This window comes from Pseudomonas sp. AG1028 (assembly GCF_007993955.1).
GTDB lineage: Bacteria > Pseudomonadota > Gammaproteobacteria > Pseudomonadales > Pseudomonadaceae > Aquipseudomonas > Aquipseudomonas straminea.
In genome coordinates, this window is the sequence record NZ_VIVP01000001.1 from 628,869 (window position 1) to 644,027 (window position 15,159).

The 15,159-nt window shown below is 64.1% G+C and carries 12 protein-coding genes, 1 tRNA gene and 2 riboswitches; of the genes, 2 read left to right on the forward strand and 11 right to left on the reverse strand.

Going from position 1 to position 15,159, the window contains the following annotated elements:
* Window positions 1-190 precede the first annotated feature (190 nt).
* The 9 genes from FB481_RS02885 to FB481_RS02925 form a co-directional block, all read right to left on the reverse strand.
* Window positions 191-264, reverse strand: a tRNA-Gly gene (locus FB481_RS02885).
* Window positions 265-359: 95 nt separating this feature from the next.
* Window positions 360-1,238, reverse strand: a complete 879-nt coding sequence (locus tag FB481_RS02890; RefSeq protein WP_147175014.1) for an alpha/beta fold hydrolase — start codon at window positions 1,236-1,238, stop codon at window positions 360-362.
* A 343-nt stretch (window positions 1,239-1,581) separates the two neighbouring features.
* Window positions 1,582-2,274 carry a pseudouridine synthase gene (locus FB481_RS02895; protein ID WP_147175015.1) on the reverse strand — a complete coding sequence of 231 codons (693 nt, stop codon included), beginning with the start codon at window positions 2,272-2,274 and terminating at the stop codon, window positions 1,582-1,584.
* A 3-nt stretch (window positions 2,275-2,277) separates the two neighbouring features.
* Entirely contained in the window at window positions 2,278-2,499 is a 222-nt protein-coding gene (locus FB481_RS02900) for a cysteine-rich CWC family protein (protein WP_147175016.1), read from the reverse strand.
* Entirely contained in the window at window positions 2,496-3,971 is a 1,476-nt protein-coding gene (locus FB481_RS02905) for a sensor domain-containing diguanylate cyclase (RefSeq protein ID WP_147175017.1), read from the reverse strand. Before FB481_RS02905 ends, FB481_RS02900 begins: the two co-directional genes overlap by 4 nt.
* Before the next feature lie 110 nt (window positions 3,972-4,081).
* A complete protein-coding gene (gene uca / locus FB481_RS02910) occupies window positions 4,082-7,717 on the reverse strand; it encodes an urea carboxylase (protein WP_147175018.1) in 3,636 nt (1,211 codons plus the stop codon).
* Between the two features lie 253 nt (window positions 7,718-7,970).
* Window positions 7,971-8,606, reverse strand: coding sequence for an urea amidolyase associated protein UAAP2 (locus FB481_RS02915; RefSeq protein ID WP_013792361.1), 636 nt, complete (start codon window positions 8,604-8,606; stop codon window positions 7,971-7,973).
* A 10-nt stretch (window positions 8,607-8,616) separates the two neighbouring features.
* Window positions 8,617-9,345, reverse strand: coding sequence for an urea amidolyase associated protein UAAP1 (locus FB481_RS02920; RefSeq protein ID WP_093503570.1), 729 nt, complete (start codon window positions 9,343-9,345; stop codon window positions 8,617-8,619).
* A gap of 66 nt (window positions 9,346-9,411) precedes the next feature.
* Entirely contained in the window at window positions 9,412-10,479 is a 1,068-nt protein-coding gene (locus tag FB481_RS02925; protein ID WP_147175019.1) for a putative urea ABC transporter substrate-binding protein, read from the reverse strand.
* 69 nt (window positions 10,480-10,548) lie between these two features.
* A riboswitch (guanidine-I (ykkC/yxkD leader) is annotated at window positions 10,549-10,648 on the reverse strand.
* Window positions 10,649-10,979: 331 nt separating this feature from the next.
* Between FB481_RS02925 and FB481_RS02930 the strand changes: the two genes are divergently transcribed.
* A complete protein-coding gene (locus tag FB481_RS02930; protein WP_147175020.1) occupies window positions 10,980-12,005 on the forward strand; it encodes an isopenicillin N synthase family oxygenase in 1,026 nt (341 codons plus the stop codon).
* Window positions 12,002-12,934, forward strand: a complete 933-nt coding sequence (locus FB481_RS02935) for a hypothetical protein (protein ID WP_147175021.1) — start codon at window positions 12,002-12,004, stop codon at window positions 12,932-12,934. The genes FB481_RS02930 and FB481_RS02935 overlap by 4 nt, the downstream gene beginning before the upstream one ends.
* A 109-nt stretch (window positions 12,935-13,043) precedes the next feature.
* On the opposite strand, the gene FB481_RS02940 is transcribed toward FB481_RS02935, so the two are convergent.
* Both FB481_RS02940 and FB481_RS02945 read right to left on the reverse strand, forming a co-directional pair.
* On the reverse strand, window positions 13,044-13,847 hold the full coding sequence (locus FB481_RS02940) for an ABC transporter ATP-binding protein (protein ID WP_147175022.1): 804 nt from the start codon (window positions 13,845-13,847) through the stop codon (window positions 13,044-13,046).
* Window positions 13,844-14,659, reverse strand: coding sequence for an ABC transporter permease (locus tag FB481_RS02945; protein ID WP_147175023.1), 816 nt, complete (start codon window positions 14,657-14,659; stop codon window positions 13,844-13,846). The genes FB481_RS02940 and FB481_RS02945 overlap by 4 nt, the downstream gene beginning before the upstream one ends.
* Before the next feature lie 207 nt (window positions 14,660-14,866).
* A riboswitch (guanidine-I (ykkC/yxkD leader) is annotated at window positions 14,867-14,971 on the reverse strand.
* Window positions 14,972-15,159: the final 188 nt, after the last annotated feature.

Sequence of the window (15,159 nt, forward strand, 5' to 3'; positions counted from 1 at the left end):
CCACCTGCGCGGCCTGGCAAAGGCTAGAAAGAAGAAAAGCGATAACCATTACTACTAGCGGGTAAGCGCGTTGCTTGCTCATCGTCTTGTTGTCCGTTTTTACCGTGGTAGGCGTTGCTGGGCCAAGTATGCCGTATGCCAGGCAGATACAAAAAAGCCCTGCAAGGGCAGGGCTTTTTGGTTTTTGATCTGGAGCGGGCTAAGGGAATCGAACCCTCGTCATGAGCTTGGGAAGCTCAGGTAATGCCATTATACGAAGCCCGCTTGAGGGCGCCTTTATACCCGAATCCTTCAGCAAAATGAAGCCCGCGTTGCCCGGTGGTGGTTGGCTGGGGCAGCGCGGGCTGCTCTGCTGTGCGTCATACGGCCATGGCGTGCAGGCCAGTGTGGACGGTGAAGCGTTTGCCCGTGGTGTTGTGTTGCAGGAAGCCCAGCAGGGCGTTCTGGGTCTGCAGCCAGGCGCCTTTGTGTTCCATGTCGATGAAGTGGCCGGCGTTGCTGACCGTGGCGAAGTGGCAGTCGTTGATGTGTTGGGCCATCAGCCGGGCATCGGCGGCGGAGGTGTATTCGTCATGCTCGCCGTTGATGAACAGCAAGGGGATGTCGATATCGCTCAGGCAATCGAGTTGGCAGTGAGCTTCCATACGCAGCACCTGTTGCACGTGAGCGTTCATCTGCCGGTATTCGTGGTTGCTCAGGCGGCTGATGTGCTTGTGGTTGTAGCGTTTGAACAGCGACGGCAAGTGCTTGCCGATGGTGTCGTTGACCAGGTGGCCGACCTTGTCGCCGTCCTCCTGATTGAGGCACACCAGGGCGCGGCCCAGGTAGTCGAGCATCGGTTCGTTGAGGATCGGTGAGAACGACGCGAAGATGGCCTTTTCCAGGGTAGGTGGGCGCTTGGTGAGGGCGAGCATGGTGGCCACGCCGCCCCAGGAAAACGACATCACGTACTGGGCTTGGTAGTGGTCGATCAGGTCGAGCAGGATCGCCGCTTCGTCTTCCTTGCTGATGCAGTGGTCGTTGCGATTGTGCGCCCGCGACTGGCCGGCGTAGGGCTGGTCGAAGAGCACCACGTTGAAGCGGGTGCCGAGGTATTTGACCGTTTGCGCGAACGAGGCGGTGGTCGCCAGCGAGCCGTTGACCAGGATGATGGTCTTCTGGGCCTGGGGGTTGGCGTGAAACTCCGTGTGTACCTTGTACTTCCTGTGCACATCGATGACAGCGATTGCTGGCTTCATATGTATTCCCTCCTGGCGCAAAAGATGAACGCGGCTGACGGCGAACCGTAAACCGGGCAAGTCGGATAGCTAGGAAAACGCCTGGACATGACAAAGCAATGTCAGGCTGGAGGATCTTGTGATTAGAGGGTTAACGCAGGTTTCAGGGCTGTAATCGAACGGCTTGAGCGCACGTTCTTCTCACCAGGCAGGAGCCCCTTTTGCGGGTGTTGCCCGGCCGCGCAGTGGCGGCCCGGTAGCGCCTGATGCTATGGAGCGGCATGGCGTTACCTGTCTCGAGTTAAGCAGTGGCTCAAAGGGCTGGCAAGGCAGCTGAAAGGATTGCGCACGACCGCCTGTCGGCTCAGACGCTGGCGACTTCCGCGGCGGTGAGGGCACGGTACTGGCCGGGCGCCAGGTGCGGGTCGAGCACGATCTCGCCCATGCTCTCGCGGTGCAGTGCGACGACGCGGTTGCGAAAGTGGCCGAACATGCGCTTGACCTGATGGTAGCGCCCCTCGAACAGGGTCAGCCGGGCGTGGTGACTATCCAGCACCTCGAGCCCGGCGGGCAGGGTGGTGAGGTTCTCGAAGGCGAAGTACAGGCCGCGGGCGAAGACCTCGGCGTACTCCTCGGTGATCGGTTGTTCGGTGGTGACGTGGTAGACCTTGGGCTTGCGCTGCTGCGGCTGGGTGATGCGCCGCGACCAGCGCCCGTCATTGGTGATCAGCAGCAGGCCGCTGGTATTGAGGTCCAGGCGGCCGGCCAGGTGCAGCTCGTGCTTGTCCGGCTCGTCGAGCAGGTCTATCACGGTGCGGTGTTCGTCGTGTTCGGTGGTGCTGACCACGCCGACCGGTTTGTGCAGCATCCAGTAGCACGCGCTGCGTCCGGCCTGTAGCAGGTCGTCGTCCAGCTCCACACGCTGGAAGTCGCGGATGTCGAAGCGCGGATCAGAGATGACCACGCCGTCCACGCGCAGTCGACCGGCGCTGATCAGCAGGCGGCTGTCCTGGCGGCTGAAACGGGGGAAATTGCTGAGGAAACGATCCAGGCGCATGGTTCAGTCGCACCCGCCGTCTTGCTTGCTGGAAGCGGCTTCGCGCACGGCGCCCGCGCAGGCGGGGCAGAGGCAGGCGCGATTCAAGGCTTCGGGCGGCAGATTCTGCAGCGCCTGCGGCTTGACCTCGATCTCGAAGCACCAGCAGTGCGTCACCTCGCTGCCGCTGGTGGACTGGGCGCAGTTGTTGAGCTTGCCGCAGGCTGGGCACAGGTTGGTGTTCATTGGCTTTCTTCACACAGGCGGTTGCGCCCGGCCTGCTTGGCGCGATACAGGGCGCGGTCGGCACGGGCGATCAAGGCCTGCAGGTCGTCGCCGTCTTGCAGGGTGGCCAGGCCGATGCTGGTGGAAGTGTGCAGCGTCTGCTCGGCGAAGTTGAAGGCGCTGGTAGCGGTCTGCTGGCGGATCTTCTCACCGAGCTGGCGAGCGGCGTCGAGCGGGGTGTCCTTGAGCAGCAGAATGAACTCTTCGCCGCCCCAACGGCAGATGATGTCCGATTGGCGCAGGTTCTGCTGCAGGTGCCGGGCGAAGCCGCGCAGCACCGCATCGCCGGCCAGGTGGCCGTGGCTGTCATTGAGCAACTTGAAACCATCGAGGTCGAAGAGTAGAGCGCACAGCGTGCTCTGGCTGCGCCGCGCTTCCTGAATGGCCTGGTTGGCCAGCAGTTCGAAACCACGTCGGTTGGGCAGTTCGGTCAGCGAGTCGGTGGTCGCCAGGGCAGTGATGCGCGCCTGGTAGCGGCGCAATACCAGGGTGACCAATACCAGCACGAGCAGGGTGACCACGCCGCAGATCAACAGATTGATGTACAGCGACTGACGGATGCCGGCCACGGCGCCGGTTTCGTGCTTGTCGACTAACAGGTACCAGTCCAGTTCGGGAATGAAGCGCACGTTGAGGAAGTGGCCGCGGCCATGCTCCTGATAGAAGAAGTTGCCGCTCTTGGGATGGGGCAGTTTGCTGTGTAGCTCCTCGAGGCCCTCGACGTCGCTCAGCTGGTCGCCAATGCGTGCGCCCATGGGGCCGCCGCCGGCACCGGTGAGCACGATGCGTCCGGTGGTGTCGACGAAGTACACGCTGCGGTCATAGCGGCGCTGATATTGGTCGATCAACTGCACCACGGCGTCCACCGTCAGGCCAACACCGGCGGCACCGATGAAGCGGTGCTCGTAGTCGAACACCTTGTAGTTGATGAACACCGTCATCCGGTCGCCGTTGGCCATGTCGATATCGACATTGATCTCGTAGGGCTCCTCCTGATCGCGCAGACGGTAGTACCAGACGTCGCGCTCGGCCTGCTGGTCGATTTTTTTCAGCACGCCTTTGGCCTGGTAGTAGGTCTTGCTCTGATCGGAGACGAAGAAGCTGGTGACTGCACCGTAGTGGCTCTGCACTTCCTGCAGATAGCGGATCATGGGTTCGGTGTTTTGCTCGCCGCCGATCACCCAGTCACGCAGAAAGGTGTCACGGGACATCATCGAGGAGATGAGTATGGGGCGCACCAGGTCCTTCTGGATTTCCGAGTAGACGTTGTCCGAGGTCAGCGGTAGTTCGGTGTTGACGATGCTGTCGCGGATCGAATCCAGCGCTGCGTGATAGCTGGCCAGCGAGGTGGCGATAAAACCGCAGGCGAGCAGGACCAGCAGAATGAAAACCAGCGAGCGAGGGCTGGCAGCTTTGGCGGATTGTGATGGCATCGTGCTGGCTTCTGTATAGATGGCCGCAATGCTAGGTGGGCAAAAGGCAGTGTGCAAGCCGGGCCGTGTGAAGCACTTGCTTCACACGGCCCGGCCGGTGACCGATGGGCTTACGCCTGTTCAATAACCGCCACGCGTTGGCCGGCACGCACCGCGGCGCCCGGTTGCACGCGCACCTCGCGCACGATACCGGCTACCGGGGCGGTGATCGGGATTTCCATCTTCATGGATTCCAGAATCACCAGCACGTCGCCGGCTTCCACCGCTGCGCCTGCCTCGACCTGCACCTGCCAGAGGTTGCCGGCGATGTGGCTGTCGACGCTGCACTGACCGGCTTCGAGCGGTGCATCCTCGGTGACTTCGACCACGCCTTCGTCGCTCTCGAAATGCGCCTGGCCGGAGTCGATCCAGCGTTGGCGCTCGGCGGCGAAGGCGGTGCGCTGCTGATCGCGGAAGGCGGCGATGCCGTCGGCTTCGTCGGCGAGGAACTGCTGGTAGTCGGCCAGGGCCAGCTCGCTCTCCTCGATGCGCAGCTCGAAGCGGCCCAGGGGGAAGTCGCGGCGGATGCGCAGCAGCTCGTCGGCACTGACCGGGTAGAAACGGATCTGGTCGAAGAAGCGCAGCAGCCAGGGCTTGCCGCCGAAAGCCTCGACCGCGCGATAGCGGTTCCACATCTGCAGGGTGCGGCCGACGAACTGGTAACCGCCGGGGCCTTCCATGCCGTACACGCACATGTAGGCGCCCCCGATGCCCACCGAGTTCTCGGCGGTCCAGGTGCGCGCCGGGTTGTATTTGGTGGTGACCAGGCGGTGGCGCGGGTCCAGCGGGGTGGCCACCGGTGCGCCGAGGTAGACGTCGCCCAGGCCCATCACCAGGTAGCTGGCGTCAAACACGGTGCGGTAGACCTCGTCGAGGTTTTCCAGATCGTTGATGCGGCGGATGAACTCCAGGTTGCTCGGGCACCAGGGTGCGTCCTTGCGCACGGTGGTCATGTACTTGTTGATCGCCAATTGGCAGGCCGGGTCATCCCAGGACAGCGGCAGGTGGACGATGCGTGACGGCACTTTCAAGTCGCATGCGGCGCACACGGCATCCCACTCGCCGGCAACGATATCGAGCAGCGTTTGTAGGGCCAGGGTTTCCGGTTGGTAATGCACCTGCAGCGAGCGGATGCCCGGCGTCAGGTCGATCACGCCGTCGAGTCGCTCGGCTTCGAGTGCCTGCATCAGCGCATGGCCGCGGAAACGCAGCACCAAGTCGAGTTCCGGCTGGCCGATTTCCAGCAGCAGATGGGTGTCGCCGGAGAGACGCGCGACCAGGCGGGTGTCGTCCTGGCCGATATCCAGCACGATGGGGCTTTGTAGTTCGGATGCCTTTGTGGGAGCGGATTTATCCGCGATATGGGTGTCGCCTGCATCGCGGCTAAAGCGGAGCGCCGCCCGGCCGCTCCCGCCATTATCTTGTGCCAACTCCCGCGCCGTGGCGATATCCACCGCCACGAAACGCACCTTGTCGCCGGCCTTGAGCTGGCCGAGCTGCCACAGGTCGGCCTCGATGATGGTCACCGGACACACGAAGCCGCCCAGGCTCGGGCCGTCCGGGCCGAGGATCACCGGCATGTCGCCGGTGAAATCCACCGCGCCGATGGCGTAGGGGTTGTCGTGAATATTGGACGGATGCAGGCCGGCCTCGCCGCCGCTCTCGCGCACCCACTCGGGCTTCGGGCCGATCAGGCGCACACCGGTGCGGCTGGAGTTGAAGTGCGCCTCCCAGGCGGTGGCGAAGAAGGTGTCGATATAGGCGGGCGTGAAGTACTCCGGCGCGCCATGGGGCCCGTAGATCACGCGGATCTCGCGCACCGCGGGCAGGGCGGGGTACAGCTCGACAGGCAGATGGTTGCCGGCCTGGCGATCCGCCAAGGCCGGGATGTGCAGCACGTCGCCGGCACGCAGGGCGCGGCCGCCGTGGCCACCGAACTGGCCGAGGGTGAAGGTGCTCTTGCTGCCCAGGTAATCCGGCACCTGGATGCCACCGCGAACGCTGAGATAGCTGCGCGCGCCGCTACCGGCGATGGTGCCGAGGGAAAGGGTGCTGCCCGCTGCGATCAGCAGCGCGGTGTTCATCGGCTGGGCGATGCCATCGATGCTCAGGGGAATCTCGGCACCGGTCACGGCGATCACCGCGTCGGTGTTGAAGCGCAGTAGTGGGCCGCTCATGGTGATTTCCAGCGCGGCGGCGCCTTCTTCGTTGCCGAGCAGGCGATTGCCCAGGCGCAGTGCGCGGCTGTCCATCGGCCCGGACGGTGGCACGCCCACGGCCCAGTAGCCAATGCGGCCGGGGAAGTCCTGCACGGTGGTCTGGGTGCCGGCGCTGAGTACCTCGAATGTGGTGGCCTGGTAGAGCAGGTTTTCCAGGCAGCGTGTCCACGGCGAGCCGCTGGCGAAGGGCTCGTCACTGAGGATCTGGCGCAGGTAGTCGCGATTGCATTCCACGCCATAGAGCACCGAGTCGGCCAGGGCTTTATCGAGGGCAACGCTGGCCTGCTCACGGCTTGGCTGCCAGGTGATCAGCTTGGCGATCATCGGGTCGAAGTAGGGTGGAATCTCGCAGCCGGCTTCGACCCAGGTATCGATGCGCAGGGCTTTGCCGTCGGCTTCGGGAAACTGCACGGCGGTGAGCAGGCCGGGGCTGGGCTGGAAGTCACGGCCCGGATCTTCTGCATACAGACGTGCCTGGATGGCATGGCCACTGGGCTGCAGGCGCGCGGCCAGTTCGCTGAGCGGCTGCAGATCGCCGGCGGCGAGCTCGATCATCCAGCGCACCAGGTCGACGCCCCACACCTGTTCGGTGACGCCGTGCTCGACCTGCAGGCGGGTGTTCACTTCCAGGAAGTAGAAACGCTCGGCCTCGCTGTCGTAAACGAATTCGACGGTGCCGGCACTGCGGTAGCTGACCGCCTTGGCCAGCTTGATCGCCGCGGCGCACAGTTCGTCGGCCATGCCCGCGGGCAGGTTGGGGGCCGGGGTTTCTTCCAGCACCTTCTGGTTGCGGCGCTGCACCGAGCAGTCGCGCACGCCGAGGGCGATCACCTCGCCCTGGCCATCACCGAACACCTGCACTTCCAGGTGGCGGGCGCGCTGGATGTACTTTTCGATGAACACGCCACTGTCGCTGAAGTTGTTCTGGCCCAGGCGCTTGACAGCCTCGAAGGCGTCGCAGAGCTCGACCGCCGAACGGCAGACGCGCATGCCGATGCCGCCGCCGCCGGCGGTGCTCTTGAGCATCACCGGATAGCCGACCTGCTCACCGGCGACCATGGCTGCGTCGAGGTTTTCCAACAGCTCGGTGCCTTCGAGCATCGGCACGCCATGCTGTTTGGCCAGGGCGCGGGCGGTGTGCTTGAGGCCGAATACGCGCAGCTGCTCGGGTGTTGGGCCGACGAAGGCAATGCCGGCCGCTTCGCAGGCTTCGGCGAAGGCGGCGTTTTCGGAAAGAAAGCCGTAGCCCGGGTGAATGGCTTTGGCGCCAGTCTGCCGGGCGACAGCGAGAATCTTGTCGACCACCAGATAGGTCTGCGCGGCCGGGCCTTCGCCGAGGGAGAAGGCCTCGTCGGCCTGTTGGATATGCAGGCTGGCTACGTCGGCTTCGGAGTAGACGGCAACGCCCTTGACGTCGAGCTCACGTAGGGTTCGCAAGATGCGGCAGGCGATAGCGCCACGGTTGGCTATCAGCAGTTTTTCAAACATTCGAGGAACCCTCGAAGGAGGCGGGCCGTCCCGCCGGTATTCGGTCTGCACCACGGCCGTCCGTGGTGGCTTTGTTCGAGTAACGAGGTGTCTTTCGTTGGGTTGCGTAGGTGAAATCCGCGAGTGCATTGATGGGGTTCACCTACGCGGCCCGACCCATCCTACGTGTCGCGGTTTTGCCGGGGATCGGTGCTCAGGCATTGCCCCGAGCGGCTCTGGCAGATCAGCAGCAGGAAGCGGCGCAGGCGCTGGCTCAGTTCCATACCAGCACCTCGGCAGGGGTCGGGTTCCAGCCGTTGCAGGGGTTGTTCAGCTGCGGGCAGTTGGAGATCAGCACGATCACATCGGTTTCGGCGCGCAGTTCGACGTACTTGCCTGGCGCGGAGATGCCGTCCTCGAAGGTCAGGCCGCCTTCCGGTGTGACCGGCACGTTCATGAAGAAGTTGATGTTGGCGCCGATGTCGCGTTTTTCCAGGCGGCCGTCGTGCAGGCTGGCGCGCAGGAAGTTGTCGCGGCAGCTGTGCATATAGCGCTTATCGAGTGCATATCTGACGGTGTTGCTTTCCTGGGCGCAGGCGCCGCCCAAGGTGTCGTGGCGGCCGCAGGTGTCGGCGACGATGGTCAGCAGGGGTTTGCCGAGGTTGGAGTAGAGCACCGTGCCGGTGGTCAGGTAGACGTTGTTCTGCTTGCGCAGGGTGCGCTGCGGGTCGAAGCGCTCGCGCGGGTTTCTGGCGGCGAAGAACAGCGTGTCGATGGCTTGGTTGCCTTCCAGGTCGTGCAGGCGCAGGGTCTGGCCGGCCTTGACCTCGAACAGGTAAGGCTCGCCCGCCGGGATGGTGTGGCGGAAGGCAGCGGTTTCGGGATGCAGGTTGCTTGCGGTCAGGCTCATGTCGGCACCCTCAGATGTACTGGCGTTCGGTGTTGTGAAAGGCGCGGCCGTTTTCCGGGCGCGAGGTGCGGCACAGCACACTGATGCCGTCGCTCTCAACCTTGCTCCAGGCGAGCTGTACCGGCTTGGGCGCGTACTGCGGGTTGGGGTCCATCGGGTGCTGCAGGGCGGTGAGCACCACCAGGATGTCCATCGGTGCGTACAGCTCGACGTAGTCACCGGCCTGGCTGTTGCCGAGCTGGAACTGGAAGGCACCGTTGGCATCGACGTCCACGCGGCTGAACAGATTGAGGTTCATCAACAGGTCTTGCAGGTTGAGATTCCACTTGCCCATTTCCACCAGCAGGTTGTCGGTGCCGTTGCGGAAGAAGCCGTTGCGCAGTTCCTGGTAGCGGCCCTGGCCGTACTTCTCAGCGACTTCGTCGGCGTTCAGTACGCCGCCGAAGCTGTCGTGCCAGCCGCAGGTGTCGGTAGTGATCGCCGCCAGCACCTTGCCCATGTCCGAATACAGGCAGTGGCCGGCGGTGAGCTTGGCGGTGTGCTGGCCCTTGAGAGTATCGGGCAGGTTCAGTCGCTCGCTTTTCTCGGCCGCGTTGAACAGCAGCAGGCTGACGTTGGCGCCGCCCTCGATATCGGTGAGGCGCAGCAGCTGGCCGCGCTTGAGCACGAAGGAGGTGTGGCCACCGCCGGGGACGGTTTCCTCATAGAGGGTGGGGCGCAGGGTGAGGGCAGTTGTCATGGGTACCTCGGATAAACAGGTGTGCGTCGGGCTCTGCGTGGAGCCCGAAGGAGATTTCTCGTGGGCTCAGAGCTTGCCGTCGACTGCCATCTGCACGTAGGTGGGGTCGAAGCGCAGCTTGATGTTGGCCTTGTCGCCGGTGGTCACGTCACGGGCGAAGGTCATGCCGATGGCATCGGCGCTGCTGGCGCCTTCACCGAGAATGCCGTGGTCGAAGCTGAAGCTGGCGACCTTGCCCATGGTTTCCGGGAGGGCCGGGCTGGTCACGAAGTCCAGGGTCTCTTTCGGCGTGTAGAACAGCTTGGTGGTCGCCAGTTGCGACTTGTAGCCGGCCAGATCGGTGCCGGAAGCCTTGGCCATTTCGGTCAGGGCATCAGTGGCTGCCGGCGTGCCGGATTGCATCAGCTCGAGAATTTCGAACCAGGCGCCGACCAGGGCCTTGCCAAGGGCTGGGTTGTCTTTCAGGGTCTGGGTGTTGACGACCATCATGTCGAGAATCTCACCGGGGATCTTCGAGGAGTCGAATACTTCGGTACTGCCCGGCTGGGCCTTGATCTCGGCGAGCATCGGGTTCCAGGTGGCCGCGGCTTCTACACTGGGCGTGGCGTAGGCGCTGATGATGTCGGCGTCGGAGGTGTTCACCACCGTCACGTCGCGCTCGCTCATGCCGGCGGTTTCCAGGGCGCGGGCGAGGAAGTAGTGGGAGACCGACAGCTCGACCAGGCTGACTGGCATGCCTTTGATGTCCGCCAGGGTCTTGCCTTCGCCCTTGATCAGCAGGCCGTCGTTGCCGTTGGAGTAGTCGCCGACGATCAGCGCGGTGGAGTCCACGCCGCCAGCGGCAGGAATGGTCAGGGCGTCCATGTTGGTCATGGTGCAGCCGTCGAACTGGCCGGCGCTGTACTGGTTGATCGACTCGACGTAGTCGTTGAGCTGCACCACATCGATATTGATGCCGTACTTCTTGGCCCACTTGTCGATGATGCCGGAGGTGCTGGCATAGCCCCAGGGCATCCAGCCGGCATAAAGCGTCCAGCAGACGCTGAAGCTGTCTTTTTTCTCGGCGTGTGCGGAGAAGCTCAGTAGGGCGGCGAGACCTGCGGTCGCGAGAATCAGCAGACGGTTCTTGCGCATTGGAACCTCCAGTCGTGGTTGGGTGCGGGCAGGAGTCGCAGCACATTCCGAATCACTTCGAAAGGCGCGTTCTCCCGGGCTTTTATCCCGCCGTGTAACCTCGCTGGAGGTCGATAACTCTCGGACCAGTCATCCGCTTACGCGGATCGGAACCCTAGTCATCCATTTCGCAAATTGTGGTGCTGCAACGGCGGGACATCCCGCTTGGAACCTGCACACCCGTAGCAAAGCGAATTGCGTGCCAGCCCGCTGGCGCCCCAGTGGTCGGGTATTGGCGCCGTTTTTGTCCGTTGCTGTGCTGCTTCATGGGGCTTGGTGGGTGGGTGTCGCACCGTAAGAGGGCGAATCACGGGGCGCGGCTGGATGATTGGCGGCGTGGCGCTGGCATGGAAATCGCTACCGATCCGCTTGCAGGGGTGGCCTTGCGGCTGCCCTCGGGACGACCCGACCCGCTGCTCGTCTGGACGACCAGGTAACTCACTTGTTCAAGGGAGCTTGCCATGGCGCATACCCATTTCACCTCCATTCCGGTGATCGACGTTTCCGGGCTTTACGCCGAGGATCTGGCCGAACGCCAGCGCGTCGCTGACGAGCTGGGGCGAGCGGCGCGTGACGTCGGTTTTTTGCAGATCACCGGGCACGGTATTTCCGCTGAGCTGCGCGACGGGCTGATCTGCCAGGCCCGCCGCTTCTTCGCCCGCCCGCTGCAAGAGAAGATGCGTTTCTACATCGGTCAGTCGAGCAACCACAGCGGCTACGTGCCGGAGGACGAGGAGCAGTTCGCCGGCGGCAGCAAGGATCTCAAGGAAGCCTACGACGTCAATTACGATTACACCGATGCGCCTCAGGTCTATCCGCTGCTGGGACCAACGCAGTGGCCGGACTCGGCGGACTTCAAGCGCGAGGTCGGCGCCTACTATCGGGCGGCGCTGGCCCTGGGTGACACGCTGTTTCGCGGCTTCGCCCTGGCGTTGGGGCTTGCCGAAGACACCTTCGCCGGCATCACCCGGCAGCCCACCAGCCAGTTACGGATGATTCATTACCCGCTCGACCCGGACCCGGTGGCCGACCGCCCCGGTATCGGTGCGCACACCGACTACGAGTGCTTCACCATCCTGCTGCCCACCGCCGAGGGCCTGCAGGTGCTCAATGGCGAGGGCCAGTGGATCGACGTGCCACTGGTAGAGGACGCCTTCGTGATCAACATCGGCGACATGCTCGAGGTACTCAGCAACGGCCATTTCGTCGCCACCTCGCACCGCGTGCGCAAGGTCAGCGAGGAGCGCTTCGCCTTTCCGCTGTTCTGCGCCTGCGATTACCCGACGCGCATCGCCCCGATCGCCGGCCTGCCGCCCCGTGGCGAGCGGGTATACACGCCCGTGAGCTGCGGCGACCACCTGTTCGCCCAGACGGCGCAGACCTTTCATTACCTGCGCAAGCGCCTGGAGGATGGTTCGCTGCAACTGCCCGAGGGCGCGGCAGGCTTGTCCAGCTTTGGCATGGGCAATCGAGAGGTGACGGCATGAACCTGCTCGAACTGGCGGCCCGTTACCCGCAACGCGTTGAAGGCAGCGTGCCGGACTGGATGCTCGGGCACTTTCGCCGCCGCACCATCAGCTTCGCCGATGGCCGCAGCGATGAGCGCACCCAGGTGCACTGGCTGCAGAGTCGCACCTTCACCATCGACCTGCGCCTGCCGGACGCGCCCGCGCTGCCCATGCGTGCCTGGCAGGACTACACCGTCGCCGAGCTGCGCCAACTTGCCAACCACGAGGGCTGGGTGGCCGACAGTCTCTGGGAGAACGGCTACCTGAGCTGGCACGGCGGCGTGAGCCTGCAAATGCACAACCGCTGGCCGGAGCCGGCGCAGTTGCAACGCATCGGCAACTGCATGATCGAGTTCGGTACCAGCGGCGCCTATGTCGAGGACTGGCGCCTGCAAGCCAGCAGCGGGCCACTCATCGGCCTGCGTTTGCTGGAGGAGTGCGACGCCGAAACCGGCGAAGTGCTGCAGCGCGGTGGCGGCTTGATTCTCTGCGGCGAGCAGCTTGGCTGGGTGCAGGGGCGGGCGGTAGAGCCGCTAGAGCCGGGGCTGCAACTGCGCGAACGGGTTGAGCAGGCGCAAGGTGATGGCGAGGCGTTGGCGCTGCTATTGGGCTGCGAAACCTCGCTGGCGTATGCCGATAAGCAGGGGCGTTATCAGGTGGCGCTGTCCACCCAGCCGGCGCGGGTGGGGCAGAGCGTGGTGCTGGACGGCTTTGATATTCCGGTGGCGGGGCGTGTCTGCCAGCATCTGCTGCGGGCGGACGGCCGCGCGGTGGTGCGAACCTTCGTCATCGATACCCTGGAGCTGGATTGGCGCGCTGACCTCACCACATCATCCACCGTGGATGCGCAGCGGTGGTTCGCCGCCGAGCGCGAAACTCTGTCGCGGTATCTGCAGGTGCTGAGTTAGGCCGTGAGGCACGTCCGTCTCGATGCCTGCCGCTGAAGCGCCTCCCACAGTCGTGTGGCCCTACGCGATGCGTGGGAGGGGCTTTAGCCTCGATACTTTGACCTTGTGGTCAGCCTGCGGCGATGCGCGCGGTCAGCTCGCCGGGTAGCGGCGACTCTGCCTTGCGGGCCTCGTTGAGCGGAATGTCGTAGGTGATGCGGGCCCCAAAGGCATTCGGCGCGTGCGGGTCGACGCGGGTCTTGTCGAACACCATCAGGCGGGTGCCGAGGCTGAAGCCTTCGGACAGGTCATGGGTGACCATGAACACGGTCAGGCCGGTCTCGCGCCACAGATCGAGCAGTAGGGCATGCATGTCCTTGCGGATGCCGGGGTCCAGCGCGCCGAAGGGCTCGTCGAGCAACAGCACGCGCGGCTTCATGATCAGTGCCTGGGCAATCGCCAGGCGCTGCTGCATGCCGCCGGAGAGCTGGCTGGGGTATTTGTCCAGGGCATGGCCGAGACCGACTTTTTTCAACAGCTCGGCAGCTTGCTCACGGGCGGCGCGCTTGGCATTGCCGAACAGCCGGCCGAGCAGGGCGGAGCGCGGCAGCTCCAGGCCGATGGCGACGTTATCCAGCACGCTCAGGTGCGGGAATACCGAGTAGCGTTGGAACACCACGCCGCGGCTGGCGTCCGGCTCTCCAGCCAATGGTTTGCCGTCCAGCAGGATCTCGCCCTTGCTGGGGCGTTCCTGGCCCAGCAGCAGGCGCAGAAAGGTCGACTTGCCACAGCCGGAAGCGCCGACCAGGGTGCAGAACTCGCCTTCGGTGATGGACAGGTTGAGGCGTTCCAGGACGGTCTGGTCGCCATACTGCTGCCAAACGTTCTTGACTTCGATGAAAGCGCCTGCTGCGCCGGTTTTGTTATTGCTCATGCCTTGGCCCCCTCGTACCAGGGAAAGCACAGCCGGGTAAGCTGGCGCAGGCCCAGGTCCATCGACCAGGCGAGTAGGGTGATCCACACCACGTAGGGCAGGATCACGTCCATGGCCATGTAGCGGCGTACCAGGAAAATGCGATAGCCCAGGCCGTCGGTGCTGGCGATGGCTTCGGCGGCAATCAGGAACAGCCAGGCCGAACCCAGTACTAGGCGCAGGGCGATCAGCAGGCGTGGCAGCAATTGCGGCAGCACCACGCGCAGGATCAGCGTCCAGGTGCTGGCGCCCAGGGTCTGCGCCTTGATCAGCAGCTCCTGGGGAATTTCCCGGGCACGCTGTTCCAGGTCGCGGGCGAGGATCGGGGTGATGCCGATGACGATCAGCATCACCTTGGACAGCTCGCCCAGGCCGAAAACGATGAACAGGATCGGCAGGATGGCCAGCGGCGGCACCATCGACAGCACGGTGAGTAGCGGCGACAGCGGCGCGCCGAGCAGCGGTAGGATGCCGGCGGCGATGCCCAGGCACAGGCCGACCACGGCGGCGATGCCGATGCCGGTAGCCAGGCGCGTGAGGCTGGAGGCGGTGTCCTGCCAGAAAGCGTATTCGCCGGTGCGCTTGTCTTCGGTAAAGGCCAGGCGGTCAACGGCGGCGACCATCTGGCTGGCGCTGGGCAGCAGCTTGTCATTGGGGTTTTCGGCCAGGCGCTGCGCCGAGCCAGTGAAATAGGCGAACAGCAGCAGGGCGAAGGGCACTAACACCAGCAGCAGGCGGCCAGCCCGGTCGGGATGTCGGTTGATCAGGCGCATGGCGATCTCGTTACAGGAGTTGGAAGTGCAAGGTGGCGGTCCGGTCCAGCCTACAACCTGGGCAGGTGGATGCTGGTCGTCTGCTGAAGATGGAGGCTGCCACGAGATCCGCGGCGAGAACGGAGAAGCGATGGGGCGTGGGCATAGGACCTCCAGTTCGAGAAAGTGCGGGCAGGAGGGCGCGGCATGTCCCATGGCTGGGGCGCGTTCTCCCGGGCTTTTGTCCCGCCGTGTAACCTCCTCGGAGGTCGCCAACTCTCGGACCAGTCGTTCGCCTATCTCTGGCGAACCGGAACCCTAGTCGGCTATTGCAAATTGTGATGCCGCAGTCCTGGCCAAGGCCGAGGACATTCCTGCATATCTGTTACAAAGCGAGGATCATGCCAGACGCTGAAAAGCACCGCGGCAGCGCACTGGCTGGTCTCGTATGGAAAATAGGTGCGCCGTGCTGGTGCGTGAATATTGATGTGTGCGCACTTTCAGCGCGTCGAATACTCATG

Bases quoted from the DNA above. Each gene is read 5' to 3' on its own strand.
- FB481_RS02945 (WP_147175023.1), bottom strand. From the start codon at position 14,659: ATGCGCCTGATCAACCGACATCCCGACCGGGCTGGCCGCCTGCTGCTG.
- FB481_RS02935 (WP_147175021.1), top strand. From the start codon at position 12,002: ATGAACCTGCTCGAACTGGCGGCCCGTTACCCGCAACGCGTTGAAGGC.
- uca (WP_147175018.1), bottom strand. From the start codon at position 7,717: ATGTTTGAAAAACTGCTGATAGCCAACCGTGGCGCTATCGCCTGCCGC.
- FB481_RS02940 (WP_147175022.1), bottom strand. From the start codon at position 13,847: ATGAGCAATAACAAAACCGGCGCAGCAGGCGCTTTCATCGAAGTCAAG.
- FB481_RS02915 (WP_013792361.1), bottom strand. From the start codon at position 8,606: ATGAGCCTGACCGCAAGCAACCTGCATCCCGAAACCGCTGCCTTCCGC.
- FB481_RS02905 (WP_147175017.1), bottom strand. From the start codon at position 3,971: ATGCCATCACAATCCGCCAAAGCTGCCAGCCCTCGCTCGCTGGTTTTC.
- FB481_RS02930 (WP_147175020.1), top strand. From the start codon at position 10,980: ATGGCGCATACCCATTTCACCTCCATTCCGGTGATCGACGTTTCCGGG.
- FB481_RS02920 (WP_093503570.1), bottom strand. From the start codon at position 9,345: ATGACAACTGCCCTCACCCTGCGCCCCACCCTCTATGAGGAAACCGTC.
- FB481_RS02890 (WP_147175014.1), bottom strand. From the start codon at position 1,238: ATGAAGCCAGCAATCGCTGTCATCGATGTGCACAGGAAGTACAAGGTA.
- FB481_RS02895 (WP_147175015.1), bottom strand. From the start codon at position 2,274: ATGCGCCTGGATCGTTTCCTCAGCAATTTCCCCCGTTTCAGCCGCCAG.
- FB481_RS02900 (WP_147175016.1), bottom strand. From the start codon at position 2,499: ATGAACACCAACCTGTGCCCAGCCTGCGGCAAGCTCAACAACTGCGCC.
- FB481_RS02925 (WP_147175019.1), bottom strand. From the start codon at position 10,479: ATGCGCAAGAACCGTCTGCTGATTCTCGCGACCGCAGGTCTCGCCGCC.